Origin of the sequence: Herbaspirillum lusitanum P6-12, from assembly GCF_000256565.1 — a bacterium.
Taxonomy (GTDB): Bacteria; Pseudomonadota; Gammaproteobacteria; order Burkholderiales; family Burkholderiaceae_D; genus Herbaspirillum; species Herbaspirillum lusitanum.
The window spans coordinates 18,581-39,641 of sequence record NZ_AJHH01000242.1 but is presented as its reverse complement, the minus strand read 5'-3'; the positions used below and the strand labels follow the sequence as shown (position 1 = coordinate 39,641).

The following is a 21,061-nucleotide window of genomic DNA, read 5'->3' as shown; positions in this document are numbered from 1 at the left end:
TTTTTTTACCGGTAATTATTCATCGCAAAATTTTGATTATTATTGAAGGAATATTCATGACAAAGACTCTGTTGATCGCATCGTTGTTGGCTGTTGCTCTGGCTGCTTGCGGCAAGAAGGAAGAAGCTCCGGCACCTGCTGCTGCTCCTGCTGCTGAAGCTCCGGCCGCTGCTGCTCCGGCTGCTGATGCAAAGCCGGCTGACGCCGCTCCTGCTGCTGACGCTGCCAAGCCGGCTGACGCCGCTGCTCCGGCTGCTGACGCAAAGCCTGCTGACGCTGCCGCTCCGGCTGCTGATGCAAAGCCGGCTGAAGCCGCTCCGGCCAAGTAATCTTCGGATTATTTTCGGAAAAAACCGGCCGCAAGGCCGGTTTTTTTTCGTCCCCACGTCCGTGCGGACAATCACGCACTCTCCCCCGCTCTCTCCCGATCCACGCCAGCGATGTTTCTGCGTGGCGCCCGCCGTACCGTCACCCCCCTCCAGAACGCGTCAATTGCGCCTACAGGCGCATTTCGCACGAGCTAGCTGCCGTGACTACTTACAAGGGGCTGACAAGCGCCAGCCGCCTGCTGTGACGAACAAGCGAGATCGCCTCCGATACGGCGACGCAGGCATGCGAAAGGAAAGTAAAAGGAAACAAAATGTTTCTGCTGCGGCGCAGCGCAGCCTGACAAGCGGCTGACCAGCTCGCTTTTCTTTCAGACGTCCAGCCAGCCAAAGCCCTCGGCCTGGCAGGCAATGCCGATGTTGCCGAAGGTCATGCCGAGCACGCCTTCCAGCGCGGCGCGGGCCAGCTCGGGCGTATTGTTCTTCAGGCTTAGATGCGCGCCGATCACGGTCTTCAGTTTTTGCTTGTCCAATGCCGCCAGGATTTCGGCGCTGGTGTCGTTGGCCAGATGGCCATAGGCGCCGCCGATACGACGTTTGAGCGAAGGAGGATAGGCCGAATCAGCCAGCATCTGGCGATCGTGATTGCATTCCAGCACCAAGGCATCGCAACCGCCCAGCGCCTGCACCAGGTGGGTCGTCGATTGGCCGGCGTCGGTCAGCACGCCAAGCTTGCGCTTGCCGTCGCCGGCAACATACTGCACCGGCTCGCGCGCATCGTGCGGGACCGTGTATGGCATCAATGACAAGTCGCCGATGACCACCGCTTCGCTATCGCGGCAAAAATGCAGCTGGACGTTCTTGCAGGCCTCTTCGCCCACGGCCTGGAAGGTGCCGTAGGTCAGCCACACCGGAATGCGGTGGCGGCGTGCGAACTTGAACACGCCACCGACATGATCCTGGTGTTCATGCGTGACGACGATGCCGTTGATGTCTTGCGGGAGTTTGCCGATGCGGGTCAGGCGACGTTCGGTTTCCTTGATGCCGAAACCGCAATCCAGCATGACCGTGGTGGTGGTCGCGCCGGATGTGCCGGAGATGATGAGGGCGTTGCCTTCGCTGCCGCTGCCGAGACTTGCAAATTTCAACGGTGGGCTCGCGAAGGCATGTACTGCATTACTTCAAGTGAGGTCAGCTACAAGTACTTACTTCAACTGGTCGTTCAGCAAGCCGAGAATCTTGTCGGCGGTTTGCGAAACTTCCTGCTTGCCGTCGTTGTTCTGGACGGAGATGTCGCTGACGTCGCCGGTGCCCTTGACGACGATACGGTAACGCGCAGCCTTCTTGTCCTTGTCTTTGCTGGAGAACAGCTTGGAGAAGAAGCCTTCGCTTTCCTTGTCCTTGGCGTCCTGATTCTGGTCGACGTAGCGCACGAAGTACAGGCCTTGCGTACGATCACGGTCTTCCACGGTGAAGCCGACGCGGTCAAGCGCCAGACCGACGCGGCGCCATGCACGGTCGAAACTCTCGTCAACCTGGACGCTGGAACCGTTGGCGGTCTTGAGCAGCTTGGAACGGGCCTGCAGTGTCGGCGCATTGGCGACGGCAGCCTTGGCCTTGGTTTCTTCGGCGCCCAGACGCACCATCAGGCGCGCCAGGAATTCGGCTTCCAGGCCTGGATCGGAAGGACGTGCAGTCCAGACCGAGGTTTCCTTGGCCGAACCGGTCAAGACTTCTTCGGCGCCACGATGGCTCACGAAGATTTCGGTGGTGCCGTTCGGACCGCGCTCCAGGCGGGTGCGGAATTTGTCGCGCTCACCGGTCGAGTACAGCGAATCGAACACTTTACCCAGCGTGTTGCGGATGAAGTCCTGCGGGATCTTGGCGCGGTTTTCCGCCCAGTCGGTTTCCATCACGCCGGTATCCTGGGATTCGACGTTGATCAGGAAGCCCGAATCCTGCCAGAAGTCCTTGATCGGCCCCCACAACTGTTCCGGCGTTTGCGACACGACCAGCCAGCGCTGGGTGCCGTCGCGCTCGATGCGCAGGTCGCCCTTGGCGGCCGGCGCTACCGCAGCAGCGTCGGTTGCCGGACGGGTCTTTTGTTCCAGGCTGTAGCCGGACGCAGTGGCGACGCCCTTGTTCGACTCCGGAATCGCGTAACGGTTGTCGCGCTGCAGCTGGGTCAGGTCAGGCGGCACTTCGAGTCGTGGGCCCTTGGCTTTTTCCGCGCTCTTGTAATCGATACGATCCCCTTCCAGCATGTTGCTGACGGCGCCGCATCCTGCCAGGCTGGTGAAAGCCAGGGCGATGATAAGAGCGCGTTGTGGGAGGAGACGTGAAGCAGAGTTAACGTTCTTGCGAATTGTCATATCGTTGCAATGAAAAGCGGGTTCGGGTTCAAGGGAAAACGACACTGCCGTTTAGTTAATTAATTATTTTAATACACCGGACTCACGCAACGCGGCACGCACGGTATCGTGGTAGGCAGCGCCCAGCGGAGCCAGCGGCAAACGCATGCCGGATTCTATCAGGCCCACTTCGGTCATCGCCCATTTCAGGGGGACCGGATTTGGTTCGACGAAGAGCTTGTTATGCAAAGGCAGCATCTTGTTGTTCAGCTCGATCGCACGGGCGAGGTTGCCGCTCATGGCCGCCGCACACAGTTCGTGCATGTCGCGCGGCGCGATGTTGGCCGTCACCGAAATATTGCCCTGGCCGCCGTAGAGCATCAGCGCGAACGCGGTCGGGTCGTCGCCGGAATACACCGCAAACGACTTCGGCGCCAGACGGATCAGGTCACTGCCGCGGCCGATGTTGCCGGTAGCGTCCTTGACGCCGACGATGCCCTTGACTTGCGCCAGGCGCAGGATGGTCTCGTTGCTCATGTCGGCAACGGTGCGGCCGGGGACGTTGTACAAGATCACCGGAAGATCGACTGCTTCGGCGATCTTCTTGAAGTGCAGGTACATGCCCTCTTGCGTCGGACGGTTGTAGTAAGGAACGACCTGCAACGAGGCATCGGCGCCGACCTTCTTGGCGAATTCGGTCAGCTCGATGGCTTCCGAAGTCGAATTGCCGCCGGTGCCGGCGATGATGGGAATGCGTTTGGCGGTATGTTCAACCGCGACCTTGATCAGTTCGGAGTGTTCCTCGACCGAAACGGTCGGCGATTCGCCGGTCGTACCGACGATCACGATGCCGTCGGTGCCCTCTGCGATATGCCAATCAATCAATTTGCGCAGGCCCGGGAAATCGAGACTGCCATCCGGATGCATCGGCGTGACGATGGCGACTATGCTGCCCTTGATCATGATGTTAGTACGTAATGAGAATACGGTTGAAAATAAAAGACCGATTGTAGCGGATAGCCACTGCTATCGGTCAATTTGTTCGGATTTGCTTACATAGTTCCTGCAAGTTGCAGGTTTGCTTGCGGGTGTTGCCACAGCGATCAATAACCGAGTCCCATGGCTTCGCGCACATCGCGCATGGTGTCCTGCGCCAGCTTGCGCGCAGTGTCGCAACCATCTGCGATGATGGCGCGCACCAGCGACGGATCGTCGATGTATTGCTGCGCGCGCTCAAGCATCGGCTGCTGCTCGGCGAGGATGGCGTCGATCACCGGCTGCTTGCATTCCAGACAACCGATGCCGGCCGAACGGCAGCCTTTGTCGACCCATTGCCGCACGGCATCATCGGAATACACGCGATGGAATTGCCAGACCGGGCACTTGCCCGGATCCCCCGGATCGGTGCGGCGCACGCGCTGCGGATCGGTCGGCATGGTGCGGACCTTCTTGGTGACGGAATCCTTGTCTTCGCGCAGCGCGATGGCGTTGCCATAGCTCTTCGACATCTTGGCGCCGTCCAGGCCGGGCAGGCGCGAGGCTTCGGTCAGCAAGGCCTGCGGCTCGGTCAGGATCAGCTTGCGGCTGCCTTCGAGGTAGCCGAACAGGCGCTCGCGGTCGATCATGGACAAATTCTGCGCATCGTCGAGCATGGCCTTGGCCTGCTCCAGCGCTTCTTCATTGCCTTGCTCCTGGAATTGCGTGCGCAGTTCCTGATACAGCTTGGAGCGTTTGCTGCCGAGTTTCTTGACGGCTTCGCGCGCTTTTTCCTCGAAGCCTTTTTCCTTGCCGTACAGATGATTAAAGCGGCGCGAAATCTCGCGCATCATCTCGATATGCGGAATCTGGTCTTCGCCCACCGGCACTTGGCTGGCGCGGTAGATCAGCACGTCGGCCGCCTGCAGCAAGGGATAGCCAAGGAAGCCATAGGTCGCGAGATCGCGGTCGGCGAGTTTTTCCTGCTGGTCCTTGTAGGTCGGCACGCGCTCCAGCCAGCCCAGCGGGGTGGCCATCGAGAGCAACAGGTGCAACTCGGCATGCTCGGGCACGCGCGACTGGATGAACAAGGTGGATTGCGAGGGATCGACGCCAGCGGCGAGCCAGTCGATCACCATTTCCCAGGTGCTGGTTTCGATCACGCTGGGATCGTCGTAGTGCGTCGTCAGCGCATGCCAGTCGGCGACGAAAAACAGGCAAGGCAATTCGGATTGCAGCTTGACCCAGTTCTTCAGGGCGCCGTGGTAATGGCCCAGATGCAGCGCGCCTGTGGGGCGCATACCGGAGACAACGCGATCAGGATACATGGTTGTAAGTCTTCAGAAAAAGAAGGATATCGGCGACACGATCAGTTGCAGCAGGCTGCCTGCCAGGTACATCACCGGCGCCATCCACCAGGTATAAATCACCTTGAGCAGCACCAGCGCCATCACGATGAAGAAGCCGTACGGCTCGATCTGTGCAAATTTATACGCATATCGGTTCGGCAGCAAACTGGTCAGGATGCGGCCGCCGTCGAGCGGCGGAATCGGGAACAGGTTGAACGCGAACATCACGAGGTTGGTCAGCACGCCGGCCTTGGCCATGAGCATGAAGAATTCCTCTTCGACGCCGCCGATGGCCAGCGCGTAGATCATCAGCGTCCATATCAGCGCCATCAGGAAGTTGGCGGCGGGACCGGCCAGCGCCACCCAGGCCATGTCGCGCTTGGGCTTGCGCAGCTTGCCGAAGTCCAGCGGCACCGGTTTGGCGTAGCCGAACAGGAAAGCCCCGCTGGTCGCGAAATACAGCAGCACCGGAATGACGATGGTGCCGAAAGGATCGATGTGCTTGAGGGGATTGAGGCTCATGCGCCCCATCATGTAGGCGGTATTGTCGCCGAAGTACTTGGCTGCGAAGGCGTGCGCTGCCTCGTGCAGTGTAATCGCGAACAGTACCGGGAGCGCATACACTGCGACAGTCTGGATAAGATCATTCATGGGTGCGAATTTTAGCAGAGGTAGCAGAGGGAAAAGGACGGGCCGCGGGAATATCGACCGTCTTCCGGCTGAAACCGCGTCGAACCGAAGATAAAATTATCAAAAAGATAATTTCATCAGACATGAAAGATAAAACGAAAACGGACCGCAAATGGCGGTCCGCAATCAAAGATGAGTTTCCCGGGAGGAATTACAACCCGAACGGCGCGGCGTCGCCCCGCCCCTGCCTGACCAGCACCGGCTCGTTGTCGTCGCTGAGATCGATCACGGTGGTCGGCTCCAAACTGCAGGCGCCGCTGTCGATGACCAGTTCGATCTGCTTTTCGAGACGTTCGCGGATTTCCTCGGCGTCGGTCAGCGCATCTTCCTGATCCGGCAGGATCAGCGTGGTGCCGATCAGCGGCTCGCCCAGTTCGGCCAGCAAGGCATGGGCGATCTGGTTTTCCGGCACGCGCAGGCCGATGGTCTTGCGCGAGGGATGGCTCAGCCGGCGCGGCACTTCCTTGGTGGCTTCCAGGATGAAGGTATACGGCCCCGGCGTGGCGGCCTTCAGCAAGCGGTACTGCCGATTGTCGACCTTGGCGTATTGCGCGATCTCGCTGAGGTCGCGGCACAGCAGGGTCAGGTGATGCTTCTCATCGACGCCGCGGATGCGGCGCAGGCGCTCCACCGCGTCCTTGTTGTCGAGCTGGCAGACCAGCGCGTAACAGGAATCGGTAGGCAAGGCCACGATGCCGCCGCCATGGATGATCTGCGCGGCCTGCTTGACCAGGCGCAGTTGCGGGTTGTCGGGATGGATCTGGAAAAACTGACTCATGGACTCTTCAGATTAGATTGCATGTATTTCAAAAAGGAATAACGGCGGTTGTGACGCCGCCGTTTTCCGGGATCGCTGTCCTTGCTTAACGCTGGCCGCGTAGCGCAGCGATGCGTTGCTCCATCGGCGGGTGCGTGGAAAACAACTCCATGAAGCCCGGCTTGTCGCTGATGCCCATGGCCGCCATCGATTGCGGCAGGCCGCTGGCGGGAATGCCGCCCAGCCGCGCCAGCGCGTTGATCATCGGCTGCGGACCGCCAAGCAGTTTTGCAGAACCAGCGTCGGCGCGGAATTCGCGATGGCGCGAGAACCAGGCGACGATCATCGAGGCGCCGATGCCGAACACGATCTGGCACACCATGACGGTGACCATGTAGCCGATGCCGGGACCGGAGTTGTCATTGCCACGGCGCAGCGCTGCGTCAACGAAGTAGCCGACCACGCGCGACAGGAATACGACGAAGGTATTCACCACGCCCTGGATCAACGTCATCGTCACCATGTCGCCGTTGGCGATGTGGGCGACTTCGTGGCCGAGCACGGCTTCGACTTCTTCCTTGGTCATGCCTTGCAGCAAACCGGTCGAGACCGCCACCAATGCAGAATCCTTGAACGCGCCGGTGGCGAAGGCGTTCGGTTCGCCTTCATAGACGGCCACTTCCGGCATGCCGATGCCGGCGCGCTGGGCCAGCTTGCTCACGGTGTTGACCAGCCAGACTTCCGTGGAATTGACCGGCGTGTCGATCACGCGCGCGCCGGTGCTCCACTTCGCCATGGTTTTGCTCATCAGCAGCGAAATGATCGAACCGGTAAAGCCGACGACGATGGAAAACACCAGCAGCATCGGCAGATTGAGGCCGGCGCGCGTCAGGAATTTGTCCACGCCGAGCAGCGACAAGATCACGCTCATCACCACCAGCACGGCGATATTGGTCGCGAGGAAGAGGAATATGCGTTTCATCCGGAAAGCTCCTATCAGGAAAGTGGTTATTAGATAGGAACAATCGGGGAGAAATCAAGAGATCCGTGCACGCAGCCCGGGAAAGCGGCTTACAGATCCCAATCGTGCCACACCGGCGTCAGGCCGGAAGGCAACGGCGGCAAGGCGCCCAGGTCGACACGCGACTCGCCCGGACCATGGAAATCCGAGCCGATCGAGGCCAGGAAGCCGAAACGCTTGGCCACGCGGGCATATTCCTCGTACTGGTCGGGCGTGTGGCTGCCGGTATTGACCTCGATGGCCGCGCCGCCGAGCTGCCTGAATTCGTCGAAGAAGGCGCCGAACTGGGTCTCGCTGTATTTGTAGCGGCCCGGATGGGCGATCACCGCCACGCCGCCGGCGCCGCGAATCCATTCGACCGATTCCTTCAGCGACGCCCAGCGATGCGGCACGTAGCCCGGCTTGCCTTCGCACAGGTAGTTGCGAAACACTTCCTTGGTGTCGGCGCAGCGGCCGGTTTCGACGATGTAGCGGGCAAAATGCGTACGGGATATCAGGTCGGGGTTGCCGACGTGTTTCAGGGCGCCGTCGAAAGCGTCGGGAATACCGGCGACGGCAAGTTGGGCGGCGATCTCGCGTGCGCGCCGCTCGCGGCCGTTGCGCGTGGCCGCCAGCCCTTGCACCAGCGCAGCATTGGTCTCGTCAATGCGCAGGCCGACGATATGCACGGTCTGGCCGGCCCATGTCACCGAAATCTCGACGCCCGCGATGTAACGCAGGCCGAGCTCTTGCGCCGCCTTGCGGGCGACGGCGATGCCGCTGATTTCGTCATGGTCGGTCAGCGCCCAGACGTCGACGCCGTTGGCCTTGGCGCGCGCAGCCACATCGCCCGGCGGCAGCAAGCCGTCGGAGACGTTGGAGTGACAGTGCAGATCGACGTTGAGCATGACGCGCAAGACCTTGGAAATGGAGAAAAAGATAAGTTCATTGTACGCCGCCTGCGCCGTCTCTGCTGCACGTGCACACGCGGCGGACTTGCAGCGTCGAGCTTATTTCGAGACTTGTTTCGCAGCTGATTCCGCGAGGAAACGCTCGATCGCCGCAGCCAGCAGTTCGGGCTGGTCATGATGCAGCATGTGACCGGCGTCGGGGATGATTTCCGTGCGCACGTCGGGGATGAAGGCGATGCGGCGATCGATCTCGGCGCGCATCAGCGCGTTGTCGCCGAACCAGCGCCAGATGTCGGTTTCCGCCGCTTCCACCCACAACACCGGGGCGCTGATCTTGGCCCAGCAGGCGGTCACTTCGTCGATGCGATACAGCAGCGGATTGGTGTTCTTGTGCGCCGGATCGCCGAGGATTTCCCAATTGCCCTCTTCATTCTGCCCGGCCCAGTGCGCGGCCAGGAACACTGCACGCTCACGGCTCAGGCGCGGATTGGTCTTTTGCAGGCGGGCGATGACGCCGTCGAGCGAAGGATAGGAACGCATCTCGGGCTTTTCCAGCAGCTCGTCGAGCCATTTGGCGAAGCGTCCGGGCGCGTCCTCGGGCTTGGTGCCGGGCAGGCCGAAACCTTCCAGGTTGACAAGTTTGGCGATGCGCTGCGGACGCACGCCGGCATACAGCCCGACGACATTGCCGCCGAGGCTGTGACCGAGCAGGTTGACCGCTTCGTCAGGGGAGTAATGCAGCAGCAAGGCGTCGAGATCGGCAAGGTAGTCGGGGTACCAGTAAGTGTCTGCCTGCGGTCGTTCGGTCAGTCCGAAACCGCGCCAGTCGGGCGCGATCACATGCCATTCTTGTTGCAGGCAGTCGACCATGAACTGGAACGAGGCCGAAATATCCATCCAGCCGTGCACCATGAACAGTTTGGGCGCTTGCGGATCGCCCCAATGGCGCACGTGGTACTGCAGGCCGCGGATGTCGAGGTATTCGGAACGGGATGGCTTCATGAGATGGAGATCAAGGACAATCGGAAAGCCTCACAGTATAAGCCTCCCCGCCTTCGCCTGCCCTGCCGCGCCTATTGCAGATAGCGCCCGAGGTCGAACGAGGATTTCAGGCCGATCATGTGGAAATTCTTTTCCAGCCAGCGTCCTGCCGCCTGCCGTCCTTCGTCGTGCAAGCCGTGGATGAACGAGGTCTTGGTGTTGAGCTTGCTCATGACGTCGAGCTGGCTCATGAGGTCGTTGGCTTCCACCAGATGCATGTTGAGCTTCCTGAGACGGCGCTCCAGCGTGCCGAAGGCAAACATGGCGTTTTCCGCTTCGCGCTTGGCCAGCGCCAAGCCGCCGAGCTCGGTGAAGAAGGCCGAGCTGAAACTGATTTCGCTCAGGCGCTGGCCGATTTCCTGCGTCGAAGTCGGCGTGCCGGGTCGGCTGCAGGGATGCAGCAACACCACCAGCAGGTCGCGCGCCGTACACAGGTGCAGCAAGGGAAAGATCGGCGGATTGGCTGTGAGACCGCCGTCCCAATAAGTTTCGCCATCGATCTCGACCGGCCGGTGCATGGACGGCAGGCAGGCCGAGGCCAGCAAGGCGTCCACGGTCAGCTCCCGGTTGCGGAAAATTTTCAGCGTACCGGTGCTGACGCGGGTGGCGGCAATGAACAGCTTGATGTCGCCGCTACTGCGCAAGCGTTCGAAATCGACCTGTTCTTCGAGGATGTCGCGCAGCGGATTGATGTCGAGCGGATTGAGCTGGGTCGGCGAAAAGAAACGCGTCATGGCCAGCAAGGCGTGCATGGCCGCCGGCGTGCTCTGGTTCAGCAGGCTGGAGCCGCCGGGCAGCATTTCGGGAGGCAGGAAGCTGAACGGCTCTTTGGTCGCGATGCGCCCCCAGAACGCCGCCAGGGCTTCACGCGCACCTTCGCGTCCGCCAAGGTTGTAGCCGTGCGCCAGCACCGTGGCGTTCATGGCGCCGCTGATGCCTTCGAAGTCGATGCGTTGGTCTTCCAGCAAACGGTCCAGCACGCCCCAGGTAAATGCGCCGTGCGAACCGCCCCCTTGCAACGCCAGTGTCACGATCTTGTTTTGCATGTTGTTCCTTGATAAACCTTCATGCCGCCCGTCACGATCAGGTCTTGTCCTCATGTTATAACATGGCGGTATTGATTAATCCGAGCGAAAGAAAAATGAAATCCATCTGTGTATATTGCGGTTCCTCCGTCGGCGCCTCTGAAGTCTACGCACAAGGCGCGCCTGGCGCAGCAAATGGTCAAGGACAACATCGCCCTGGTGTATGGCGGCGGCAACGTCGGCCTGATGGGCGTGATTGCAACGGAAGTCATGCGACTCGGCGGCGAAGCCACCGGCGTGATCCCGAAGGCGCTGCTGGACAAGGAACTGGGCCACAACGGCCTGACCCGCCTGCACATCGTCAAGGACATGCACGAACGCAAGGCCATGATGGCGGAATTGTCGGACGGTTTTATCGCCATGCCGGGCGGCATGGGTACATTGGAAGAATTGTTTGAAGTGCTGACCTGGGCGCAGCTGGGTTTCCATTACAAGCCGATCGGCCTGCTCAACGTCGACGGTTTTTACGACAACCTGATCGCCTTCATCGAACATCTGGTGTCGCAACGTTTCCTGACAGCCGAGCAATCGCTGCTGATGATGCATGACGCGGATCCAGCCAGTCTGGTCCAGCGCTTCAAAACGTACAAGCCGAGCTACACCAACAAGTGGGCCGATCACAAGGCTGCAGACAAGCTGCTTCCTTGAGGAGCATCACGCCATGCCGGCCATAACCGGCATGGCTTCCTCATACTACGAATCCAGCGCCTGCCTGAAATCCTCGACCAGATCGTCCGTGTCCTCCAGACCGATGGAAACCCGGATCAGCGATTCGGCGATGCCCATCGCTGCGCGGCGCTCCTGCCCCATTTCAAAGAAGATCGTGTGCGCCACCGGAATCACCAGCGTACGCGTGTCTCCCAGGTTGCTCGATGCCACCGCCAGTCGCAGGCGGTTCAGGTAATCGAAGCAGTCGATGCCGTCTTTCAGCTCAAAGCTCAACAAGCTGCCGTAGGAACGGAACAGCTCAGTCGCCAGCGCATGCTGCGGATGCGAAGGCAGGCCCGGGTAGTACACCGCCGCCACGCGCGGATCGGCGTCGAGCATCTGCGCCACGGCGAGCGCGTTGGCGCATTCGCGATCCTGGCGCAGCGCAATGGTTTCGGCGCCGACGGCGATGTGATGCGCCGCTTCCGGTCCCAGCGAAGCGCCGAAGTCGCGCAAGGCCTTGGCGCGAATCTGCGCCATGCCCCACTGCGGCTGCGGATTCTTTTTGTAGTTGTCGGCGATGTGCGGATAGCGCGACCAGTCGTACAAGCCCGTATCGGTCAGCGCGCCGCCCAGCGCGTTGCCGTGGCCGCCGATCGACTTGGTCAGCGAATTGACTACCAGCCCGGCGTTGACCGCCTTGGGCTGGAACAGGTAGGGAGAGGTCATCGTGTTGTCGACGATGTACAGAATGCCGCGCTCGCGGCACAGCTCGCCGATGCGCTTCAGGTCGGCGATCTGGGTGCGCGGATTGGCAATGGTTTCGACGAAGACGATGCGCGTCTGCGGCGTCAGCGCGGCTTCCACCAGCTTGACGTCGGTAGCGTCCACCATAGACACGCGCGCGCCTTGCGCATGCACCGTCATCCACATGCTGTTGGTGTTGCCGAACAGGAAAGCCGATGACACCACGTGGTCGCCTTCGCGCAGCAGCCCCTGGATCACGGCGCCAATGGCGGCCATGCCGGTGGCGAAGCAGATCGTCGAGAGACCGTCCTCCATCCTGGTGACCTTGTCTTCCAGCGCCGACACGGTCGGATTGCCCTGGCGGCCGTAGCGGTAACCCGATTGCTTGCCCTGGAATACTTCGGCCAGCTGGCGCGCATCCTTGTAACCGAATGCCACGGAGGTGTGGATGGGCTTGTGCAGCGAACCGTGCTCAATGTCCTTCTGGCGATCGCTATGCAAAATGGTGGTGGTGAAGCCGTAGTTCTTCTTGTCGTTCATAGGTGTAGAGGTATGAGGCGGGAAATCATCGGAGAACAGTGATGATAAGCCAGTTCCGCGACGGCCGCAGCATTGTGATCGCGGTGGTCGCGCCAATGAAAAACGCCGGACGCCATAACGGCGGTCCGGCGCTCATCTTGTCCTGCTGCGGTGGAAATCAGTCCACGCGCGCCAGGTTCAGGTTGAGTTGCGAACGGACGGCGTCTTCCAGGGCCGGCTTCGGATTCTTGCGGGCGAACTCGATACGATCGAGGTAGTCGCGCGAGATGTCGCCGGTGATGTAGTTGCCGTCGAAGCACGATGCTTCAAAATTGCGCAATGCCGGATTGATGTCGGAGATTGAGCGCTTCAGGTCTTCCACGTCCTGATATACCAGCGCGTCAGCCGTGATTTCGCGGCAGACTTCTTCGTCGGTGCGACCATAGGCGATCAGTTCGTCGCGATCACGCGCTTGGCGCCGGCTTCACGCGCCATCTGCACGATCTCGCGGCTGGTCGTACCGCGCACGATCGAATCGTCGACCAGCAGCACGCTCTTGCCCTTGAATTCGGAACCGATGGCGTTGAGCTTCTGGCGCACGGACTTCTTGCGCAGGCCCTGGCCTGGCATGATGAAGGTGCGGCCGATGTAGCGGTTCTTGATGAAGCCTTCGCGGTAATCCAGGTTCAGCTTGAGCGCCAGTTCCATCGCGGCAGGACGTGACGAATCTGGGATCGGCATGACCACGTCGATTTCACCGCTGGCGATTTCGCGACGGACTTTCTCGGCCAGGTATTCACCCATCTTCAGGCGGCTGGCGTAGACCGAAGCGCCGTCAATGACCGAGTCCGGGCGCGCCAGGTAGACGAATTCGAACGCGCAAGGGTTCAGCGTCGGATTGTCCGCGCATTGCTGGTTGTACAGCTTGCCGTCGTTGTCGATGAAGATCGCTTCGCCGGGCATCACATCGCGCAGGAAGCGGAAACCGAGGCCTTCCAGCGCCACGGATTCGCTCGCCAGCATGTACTCCGAACCCTTGTCGGTTTCATTGAAACCCAGGCACATCGGGCGGATGCCGTACGGATCGCGGAAGCCCAGCAGGCCGTAACCGGCGATCTGCGCCACCACGGCATACGAGCCGCGCACGCGCTTGTGGACCATCGCAACGGCCTTGAATACCGCAGCCGGATCCAGCGAATAACCGGTCGTCGCCTGCTGCAATTCATGCGCAAACACGTTGACCAGCACTTCGGTGTCGGAGTCGGTGTTGAGGTGGCGGCGGTCGTTCTTGAACATCTCGACCTTGAGCTGTTCCGCATTGGTCAGGTTGCCGTTGTGCGCCAGGATGATGCCGAACGGCGCATTGACGTAGAACGGTTGCGCTTCCTCTTCGCTGGACGAGCTGCCTGCGGTCGGATAACGCACCTGGCCGAGGCCGGTGTTGCCCGGCAGCGAACGCATATTGCGCGTACGGAACACGTCGCGCACGAGACCGTTGGCCTTGTGCATCGAGAAACCGTTTGCGTGATTGGTTGCGATACCCGCCGCATCCTGACCGCGGTGCTGCAGCAGCAGCAAGGCGTCGTAGAGCAACTGGTTGACTGGACTATGGGAAACGACGCCGACAATGCCACACATGGTGGACTCCTAAGCAAAAACAAACGAAGAAACGAAACCAACAAACAAAATCAAAAATGGACGTGCTGTGCAAACTGCCCCGGCAGATACGGTTTGGCGGTCTCGGCGGCGGTTTCCGCCAGCGCACTGAAACGCGCCTCTTTCCAGAATGGCTGCTGCGGAATCGAGGTCGTACCGCATAACAACACCACCGCCAGCACGATCACCGCGCCGCGCGCCAGGCCGAATACCGCGCCCAGGCTGCGATCGATCAGCGACAGGCCGCTCGCCTTGACCACTTCCGACATCGCTCTGGTCACCAGCCCCATCAACAGGCGTGTACCGATGAACAACACGATGAATCCCACAATCAATCTCGTCGACTCGCCCGGAATCACGTCGGGCAACATCTGCGCCAATGCTTCACCATAGGCGTTGGCGACGACTAATGCAATTATCCAGCTGGCCAGCGACAACACTTCGCGCACCAGTCCGCGCAACATGCTGATGACCACCGAACAGGCCAGCACCAACAGGACCAGGTAGTCGAAGATCGTCACGACGACAAACCCGGCGAAGACGAAGAAGCAGGCAACAACACAGGCAACATGAGCAATATGCGACCGGATGCCATCAAATTCAAGCCGGCACGACCGTGGCGTTCAGGCCAAGCTTGTTGATCTTGGCGCGCATCTTGTCGGCTTCGTCGCGGCTGGCAAACGGGCCGACGCGGATGCGCGTGCGGTCGCCCGATTGCGTCGCCACTTTTTGCGTGTACGACTTGATGCCTGCGCCATTGAGCTTGCCGCGCAGTTCATCGATTTTTTCCTGCGTCGCCAATGCCGCCACCTGGATCACGAACTTGCCGCCTGCAGCCGGCGTCGGCGCGGATTTCTTGTCGGCGGCGGCAGGCTTGCCCTCCAGGATCGCCAGTGCGCGCGCAGCATCATCGGACTTGTCGGCGGCCTTCGGCTTGGCGGCTTCCTTCACGTCCTTCTTGTGATCGTCCTTGTGTTCGGCCGGTTTGGCGGCGGTCTTGCTGTCTTTAACGTCGGCTTTGACTTCAGCTTTAATCTCGGGCTTGGCGGCCGGCTTTTCAGCAGGCTTCTCCGCCACGGCCGGGGTCGAGGATGCCGGTTTGGCTGTTTGCGCCTGCGGGGCGTTGGCCGGACCGGACGGCATTGCCGACGCACCGGGTGCAATGGCCGGCTTTTCGACGCCTGCGTTCATGGTGGCCGGATCGACGAATTCTTCCTTGGGCTCGGCAGCGGCGACCTTGGGCTTGTCGGCCGCAGGCGCTGCATCCTTGCCGTCTTTGGAAGGTATCTGGATGGCAATGTCATCCGCCAGCGGGCGCGGCTCGGAATCGAGGATCATCGGCAACACGATCACGACCGCCAGCACCAGCGCCACGGCGCCGATCAGGCGACGGCTTCTTTTCGGGCAGAACCGGATCGGCGGACTCGTCTTTGCCGGCTTTGCCGGATTTCCGTGCGTTTCCGGCACTGCGGCTGCCACGACTATTTTGCGCCGCCGGGTCGCCTCCTGCCGAACGCGAGAGGAATTCGCCCTGACCGGAAGCAGATTCCTGCTTGTTTTTACGAAAAAACGAGAACAAGCCCATGCTGATCTAAGTTAGGTAGTCTGAAAAATACGTGTGTGCAACAAATACCGCAGATCGCTGAAAATGCAGCGCAAACGGTGCGAATCCAGTGCTGTGGTTCAATGCAATTCCGGCTTGTTCGCTTCCATGACGCCGGCGACGGTCAGGAAGGATCCGAAAACCACAATTCTATCATTCTCGGTAGCCCGGCTTTGCGCATTTGCGAATGCGGCAGCCGGCGATTCGAAGGTTTCTATGGTGCAGGCCGCGTCCGGCTTGAATTCCGGCTCGACGCCCGCTTCCAGCAATTTGTCCTTCAATTGCTGCGCCGTGGCAGCGCGCGGCAGCGGCAGGTCCGTGACGCACCAATGGTCGATCTTGCCCTTGAGGTGGCTGATCACGCCTTCGATGTCCTTGTCGAGCATCGAACCGAACACCGCATAGGTGTACGGATGGAAGCCCATGTTGTCGAGGTTCTGCGCCAGCGTGGCGGCGGCGTGCGGATTGTGCGCAACGTCGAGGATCACCAGCGGTTGTCCCGGCAGGACCTGGAAACGTCCCGGCAGCTCGACCGTGGCCAGCCCGGTGCGTACTTCCTGGGCGCCGATCGGCAAGAGATCGCGCAAGGCTTCCAGCGCCGCCAGCGCAGCGGAAGCATTGAGCAACTGGTTGGCGCCGCGCAGGCTCGGATAGGCCAGCGAGTTGCGACGTTGCGCGCGGCCGCCATAGGCCCACTGCTGCTTGTCGCCCTGGTAGTTGAAATCGCGGCCCATCAGCCAGAGGTCGGCGCCAATCGATTCGGCGTGCTTGATCAGCGACTTCGGTGGCATCGGATCGCCGCAGATGGCGGTCTTGCCGGAACGGAAAATACCGGCCTTTTCGAAGCCGATTTCTTCACGCGTGGTGCCGAGGTATTCGGTGTGGTCGATGTCGATGCTGGTGACGATGCCGACATCGGAATCGATCACATTGACCGCGTCAAGACGGCCGCCCAGACCGACTTCCAGAATCACCACGTCCATCTTTGCATCAGCCAGCAGCTTCATGATCGCCAGCGTGGTGAACTCGAAATAGGTCAGCGAAATGTCGCCGCGCTTTTCTTCCACTGCCTCGAACGCCGCGATCAGCGCAGCGTCGGAGGCGGGTATGCCTTCGATGCGGGCGCGCTCGTTGAAATGCAGGAAATGCGGCTTGATGTACAAACCCACGCGGTAACCGGCGCGCATCAGGATGGATTCCAGCATGGCGCAGGTGGAACCCTTGCCGTTGGTGCCGGCCACCATGATCACGGGGCAATCGAAATGGATGCCGAGTTGTTCCTTGACCTTGCCGACGCGCTCGAGGCCCATGTCGATGGACTTGGTATGACGGGTTTCAAGAAGTGTCAGCCATTCGGCCAGTGTGGAAGGTTTTGCTTGCGCTTGCATGAATGAGCCTGCGGTGTATCTGATGTGAACCTGAACTGAATCTGCATCGCCGAAAGGCGCGATGATGGACTTAAAAGCAAAAACCCGAACTTGCGTTGAATGACGACAAGTTCGGGTCTGTCTGCAGCATCGCGATCAGGAAACGGTTTCGGCCGCCTGATTTTGCAGCAACGCCAGCAGGCGTGCGATTTCTTCGCGCATCTTGCGGCGGTCGACGATCATGTCGATGGCGCCCTTGGTCACGAGGAACTCGGAACGCTGGAAGCCTTCCGGCAATTTTTCGCGCACGGTGTTCTCGATCACGCGCGGACCGGCGAAGCCGATCAGGGCCTTCGGTTCAGCCATCACGACGTCGCCCATGAAGGCGAACGATGCCGACACGCCGCCCATGGTCGGATCGGTCAGCACGCTGATGAACGGCAACTTCTTTTCGGACAGCTTGGTCAGCATGGAAGTGGTCTTGGCCATTTGCATCAATGACAACAAGCCTTCCTGCATGCGTGCGCCGCCTGTAGCGGTGATGCAGATGAACGGTACTTTTTGCTCCAGCGCCATTTGCGCGCCGCGGGCGAAACGCTCACCGACCACGGAGCCCATGGAACCGCCCATGAATTCGAATTCGAAGCAGGCGACCACGACCGGCAGGGTCATGATGGCGCCGCCCATGACGATCATGGCATCGGTTTCACCGGTGGATTCCAGCGCGTCTTTCAGACGGTCGGGATATTTCTTGCTGTCTTTGAATTTCAGCGTGTCGACCGGCAAGGTTTCCTGGCCGATTTCATAACGGCCGCCTTCGTCGAGCAGGGAATCCAGGCGCGCACGGGCGCGGATGCGCATGTGATGGCTGCACTTGGGGCAAACGTGGAGATTGGATTCCAGATCGGTACGATAGAGTACCGCTTCGCAGGACGGGCACTTGACCCATAAACCTTCGGGTATCGACTTCCGGCTTGCGGAATCGCTACGTTGAATTTGAGGCGGGAGTAATTTCTCTAGCCAGCTCATAGAAACCTCATTTAATTTCCGGTGGCGCATTGTACCAGAGGCCAACGCGCATAGCCGCGGATCGTGTTTTGTTTGCTTTCCTGCAAGTTTTCAAGCCCAGGAAAGCCCTTCTGCCGGGAGTTCAAGTCGCGACGGCCTGCCCTGCCCGCCGCGCCTGGTCAGGCGTCCAGCGCCTTGCGGATGTCCGCCACGAAGGCCTGCACCGCCTCGACCGCACGCTCGCGCGGCGTGTTTTCCAGCTCTTGGATGATGCGGCTGCCGATGACCACCGCGTCCGCCACTTCGCTCACCGCCTTGGCCGTGGCGCCGTCGCGAATGCCGAAACCGACGCCGATCGGCAGTTTGACGTGTTTGCGGATGGCTGCAATGCGCGCCGCCACTTCCACGATGTCGATGTTGGCGGCGCCGGTCACGCCCTTGAGCGAAACGTAATAGCAGAAACCGCTGCTGACCTTGGCGACCTGCATGATGCGCTCCTCAGTCGAGGTCGGCGCCAGCAGGAAGATCGGGTCGAGACCCTGGGCCTGCATCTTTTGCGAAAACTCTTCACACTCTTCGGGCGGATAGTCCACCACGATGGTGCCGTCCACGCCCGCTTCTTTCGCTGCGGCAATGAAGGCATCCACGCCGAAGCGCTCGATCGGGTTGGCGTAACCCATCAGCACCACCGGCGTGGTGGTGTTGGTCTGGCGAAACTCACGCACGTAATCCAGTACGTCGTGCGTGCTGACGTTGAATTTCAGGGCGCGCTCACAGGCGCGCTGAATGACCGGACCTTCCGCCATGGGATCGGAAAACGGCACCCCGAGTTCAAGGATATCGACGCCGCCGGCGACCAGCGCGTGCAACAACGGCACGGTCAGCTCGGGGGCCGGGTCGCCGGCGGTGATGAAAGTGATCAGGGCCTTGCGCTTTTGCTCGGCCAGTTGGGAAAAGGTGGTCTGGATTCTGGACATGATGTTGTGAAGTTTTTTGTCGAACCAGCCGGCAGGCCCACAAGGACCGGCCGGCACGTGCGGGCCAGGCCGGGGATCAACCCTGGCGCTGTTGCACGGTATGCATGTCCTTGTCGCCGCGGCCGGAAAGATTCGCCAGCACGATCTTGTCTTTCGGCAAGGTCGCCGCCAGCTTGGCTGCGTAGGCCAGCGCATGGCTCGACTCCAGCGCCGGGATGATGCCCTCGATACGGCAGCAGGTATTGAACGCAGCCAGCGCCTCGTCGTCATAGCTGGCGCGGCCGCTGTCTTTCAACCACGAGTGTTCCGGGCCGACGCCGGGGTAATCGAGACCGGCGGAGACGGAGTGCGTCTCCATGATCTGGCCGTTTTCATCCTGCAGCAGGTAGGTGCGGTTGCCATGCAGCACGCCGGGCGAACCCAGCGTCAGCGACGCCGAATGACGGCCGCTGTCGAGGCCGTCGCCAGCGGCTTCGACGCCGACCAGCTGCACATCCTTGTAGTCGATGTAGGGATAGAAAATCCCCATCGCATTGGAGCCGCCGCCCACTGCAGCGACGACATAGTCCGGCTGGCGGCTGGCGATCTCGGGCATCTGCACGATGCATTCGTTGCCGAAGACTGGAAGTCGCGCACCATCATCGGATACGGATGTGGGCCGGCCACGGTGCCGATGATGTAGAAGGTGCTTTCGACATTGGTGACCCAGTCGCGCATTGCTTCGTTGAGGGCATCCTTGAGCGTCTTGGAACCGGATTCAACCGGCACGACTGTCGCGCCCAGCAGGTTCATGCGGTAGACGTTCTGCAACTGGCGCTTGACGTCTTCGCTGCCCATGTAGACGATGCATTCCATGCCGAAGCGCGCACAAATTGTTGCGGTCGCCACGCCGTGCTGGCCAGCGCCGGTTTCGGCAATGATGCGTTTCTTGCCCATGCGCTTGGCCAGCAAGGCCTGGCCGATGACGTTGTTGATCTTGTGCGCGCCGGTGTGGTTGAGGTCTTCGCGCTTGAAGTAGATCTGCGCGCCGCCGGCCAGTTCGGACCAGCGCTTGGCGTGGTAGACCGGGCTCGGGCGGCCGACGAAGTGTTTCAGTTCGGTATGGAATTCGGCCAGGAACTGTTCGTCGTGCTGGTAATGCGCATAGGCGTCGCGCAATTCGTTGAGCGCATGCGTCAGGGTTTCCGACACGAAGCTGCCGCCGTACTGGCCGAAATGGCCGCGCGCGTCAGGCAGGTTGTAGGGCGCAGTCTGGTGCAAGGCTGCTGCGGAGACAGGCTGGCGCTCGGAAAAATTTCCGAGCGGATTTAATTCTTTCATTGCAATTCCTCTGCTGTTCGATCCAGGTAAGACGGCATTCGTTCAGATGTTGTCCGCCTGGCGCACCGCGCTGATGAAGGCGGCGATCTTGGCGGCATCCTTGATGCCTTTGGCTTGTTCGACACCGCTGCTGATGTCGACGGCGTGCGGGCGCACGCGCTGCACCGCGTCAGTCGCGTTTTGTACGCTCAAGCCACCACTTAAAACGACCCGAGGCGCGAGTTCTTCTGGAATGAGAGACCAATCGAAAACCTTTCCGCTGCCGCCGTATTGCTCAACCAGGGTGTCGAGCAAGAGTCCCGTGAAATAAGGACTGGCGGAACGATAATCCTGTTCGTATTTTATCAAATCCGCAGGCGTGGTCGAACTTCCGATGCGTGCTGCGCGGATGAACGGTCGTTTTACTGCGGCGGCAATGGCGGCGCACTGTTCCGGCGTTTCGTCGCCATGGAATTGCAACAGCGACAACGGCGCCTGCTGCAGGATGGCCGCGACCTCCTCCGCGCCGGCATTGACGAACAGGCCCACGGTCGAGACGAATGGCGGCGCCGCAGAGATCAGTTGCGCAGCGACATCGGCCGTGACATAGCGCGGGCTCTTGGCGTAAAACACGAAGCCGATCGCATCGGCGCCGGCCGCAACGGCGGCGACGACATCTTCAGCGCGGGTCAAGCCGCAAATCTTGATTCTGGTCCTGGACATGATCACTAAATGAGAGCGGGAGCGAAGGA

Annotated in this window: 18 protein-coding genes and 3 pseudogenes; 2 read left to right on the top strand and 19 right to left on the bottom strand. The window is 60.7% G+C overall.

What is annotated here, in order from left to right; translation table 11 throughout:
• Positions 1 to 56 precede the first annotated feature (56 nt).
• Positions 57 to 329: a hypothetical protein gene (locus tag HLUSI_RS31410; RefSeq protein ID WP_029363273.1), complete on the top strand. Its 273-nt coding sequence runs from the start codon at positions 57 to 59 to the stop codon at positions 327 to 329.
• 368 nt (positions 330 to 697) lie between these two features.
• On the opposite strand, the gene HLUSI_RS0107940 is transcribed toward HLUSI_RS31410, so the two are convergent.
• From HLUSI_RS0107940 to HLUSI_RS0107895, 10 genes are all read right to left on the bottom strand, one after another.
• A complete protein-coding gene (locus HLUSI_RS0107940) occupies positions 698 to 1,474 on the bottom strand; it encodes an MBL fold metallo-hydrolase (RefSeq protein ID WP_016833466.1) in 777 nt (258 codons plus the stop codon).
• Between the two features lie 57 nt (positions 1,475 to 1,531).
• Positions 1,532 to 2,698, bottom strand: coding sequence for an outer membrane protein assembly factor BamC (gene bamC / locus HLUSI_RS0107935; RefSeq protein WP_029363272.1), 1,167 nt, complete (start codon positions 2,696 to 2,698; stop codon positions 1,532 to 1,534).
• Positions 2,699 to 2,761: 63 nt separating this feature from the next.
• A complete protein-coding gene (dapA, locus tag HLUSI_RS0107930; RefSeq protein ID WP_016833464.1) occupies positions 2,762 to 3,640 on the bottom strand; it encodes a 4-hydroxy-tetrahydrodipicolinate synthase in 879 nt (292 codons plus the stop codon).
• Between the two features lie 140 nt (positions 3,641 to 3,780).
• Positions 3,781 to 4,980: a tryptophan--tRNA ligase gene (locus HLUSI_RS0107925; protein ID WP_016833463.1), complete on the bottom strand. Its 1,200-nt coding sequence runs from the start codon at positions 4,978 to 4,980 to the stop codon at positions 3,781 to 3,783.
• A 12-nt stretch (positions 4,981 to 4,992) separates the two neighbouring features.
• Positions 4,993 to 5,652, bottom strand: coding sequence for a site-2 protease family protein (locus tag HLUSI_RS0107920; protein ID WP_029363271.1), 660 nt, complete (start codon positions 5,650 to 5,652; stop codon positions 4,993 to 4,995).
• Between the two features lie 190 nt (positions 5,653 to 5,842).
• Entirely contained in the window at positions 5,843 to 6,469 is a 627-nt protein-coding gene (locus tag HLUSI_RS0107915; RefSeq protein WP_016833461.1) for an L-threonylcarbamoyladenylate synthase, read from the bottom strand.
• Between the two features lie 85 nt (positions 6,470 to 6,554).
• Positions 6,555 to 7,430, bottom strand: a complete 876-nt coding sequence (gene htpX, locus HLUSI_RS0107910) for a protease HtpX (protein ID WP_016833460.1) — start codon at positions 7,428 to 7,430, stop codon at positions 6,555 to 6,557.
• A gap of 89 nt (positions 7,431 to 7,519) precedes the next feature.
• Positions 7,520 to 8,356, bottom strand: coding sequence for a 3',5'-nucleoside bisphosphate phosphatase (locus tag HLUSI_RS0107905; RefSeq protein WP_029363270.1), 837 nt, complete (start codon positions 8,354 to 8,356; stop codon positions 7,520 to 7,522).
• 102 nt (positions 8,357 to 8,458) lie between these two features.
• Complete coding sequence (locus HLUSI_RS0107900) at positions 8,459 to 9,361, bottom strand: alpha/beta fold hydrolase (RefSeq protein ID WP_016833458.1); 903 nt, start codon at positions 9,359 to 9,361, stop codon at positions 8,459 to 8,461.
• 71 nt (positions 9,362 to 9,432) lie between these two features.
• Positions 9,433 to 10,446, bottom strand: coding sequence for a patatin-like phospholipase family protein (locus tag HLUSI_RS0107895; RefSeq protein ID WP_016833457.1), 1,014 nt, complete (start codon positions 10,444 to 10,446; stop codon positions 9,433 to 9,435).
• Between the two features lie 95 nt (positions 10,447 to 10,541).
• On the opposite strand from HLUSI_RS0107895, the pseudogene HLUSI_RS27580 reads away from it, so the two are divergent.
• Positions 10,542 to 11,133 (top strand): annotated as a pseudogene (locus HLUSI_RS27580) (LOG family protein).
• A gap of 45 nt (positions 11,134 to 11,178) precedes the next feature.
• On the opposite strand, the gene HLUSI_RS0107885 reads toward HLUSI_RS27580, so the two are convergent.
• The 9 genes and pseudogenes from HLUSI_RS0107885 to HLUSI_RS0107845 form a co-directional block, all read right to left on the bottom strand.
• Positions 11,179 to 12,420, bottom strand: coding sequence for a cystathionine gamma-synthase family protein (locus HLUSI_RS0107885; protein WP_016833456.1), 1,242 nt, complete (start codon positions 12,418 to 12,420; stop codon positions 11,179 to 11,181).
• 157 nt (positions 12,421 to 12,577) lie between these two features.
• Positions 12,578 to 14,037, bottom strand: a pseudogene (gene purF / locus HLUSI_RS27575) (amidophosphoribosyltransferase).
• Between the two features lie 50 nt (positions 14,038 to 14,087).
• Positions 14,088 to 14,576 carry a CvpA family protein gene (locus tag HLUSI_RS0107875; protein WP_016833455.1) on the bottom strand — a complete coding sequence of 163 codons (489 nt, stop codon included), beginning with the start codon at positions 14,574 to 14,576 and terminating at the stop codon, positions 14,088 to 14,090.
• Positions 14,577 to 14,655: 79 nt separating this feature from the next.
• The gene (locus tag HLUSI_RS27570; protein WP_330987150.1) at positions 14,656 to 15,534 is read right to left on the bottom strand and encodes an SPOR domain-containing protein; all 879 of its coding nucleotides are present in this window, start codon (positions 15,532 to 15,534) and stop codon (positions 14,656 to 14,658) included.
• A 204-nt stretch (positions 15,535 to 15,738) separates the two neighbouring features.
• Positions 15,739 to 17,046 (bottom strand): bifunctional tetrahydrofolate synthase/dihydrofolate synthase, encoded by a 1,308-nt coding sequence (folC, locus tag HLUSI_RS0107865; protein ID WP_016833454.1) that lies wholly within the window; start codon positions 17,044 to 17,046, stop codon positions 15,739 to 15,741.
• A gap of 135 nt (positions 17,047 to 17,181) precedes the next feature.
• A complete protein-coding gene (gene accD, locus HLUSI_RS0107860) occupies positions 17,182 to 18,054 on the bottom strand; it encodes an acetyl-CoA carboxylase, carboxyltransferase subunit beta (RefSeq protein ID WP_029363269.1) in 873 nt (290 codons plus the stop codon).
• Positions 18,055 to 18,212: 158 nt separating this feature from the next.
• Positions 18,213 to 19,010 (bottom strand): tryptophan synthase subunit alpha, encoded by a 798-nt coding sequence (gene trpA, locus HLUSI_RS0107855; RefSeq protein WP_016833452.1) that lies wholly within the window; start codon positions 19,008 to 19,010, stop codon positions 18,213 to 18,215.
• 76 nt (positions 19,011 to 19,086) lie between these two features.
• A pseudogene (gene trpB / locus HLUSI_RS27565) lies at positions 19,087 to 20,330 on the bottom strand (tryptophan synthase subunit beta).
• Between the two features lie 42 nt (positions 20,331 to 20,372).
• On the bottom strand, positions 20,373 to 21,035 hold the full coding sequence (locus HLUSI_RS0107845; protein ID WP_085944008.1) for a phosphoribosylanthranilate isomerase: 663 nt from the start codon (positions 21,033 to 21,035) through the stop codon (positions 20,373 to 20,375).
• Positions 21,036 to 21,061 lie beyond the last annotated feature (26 nt).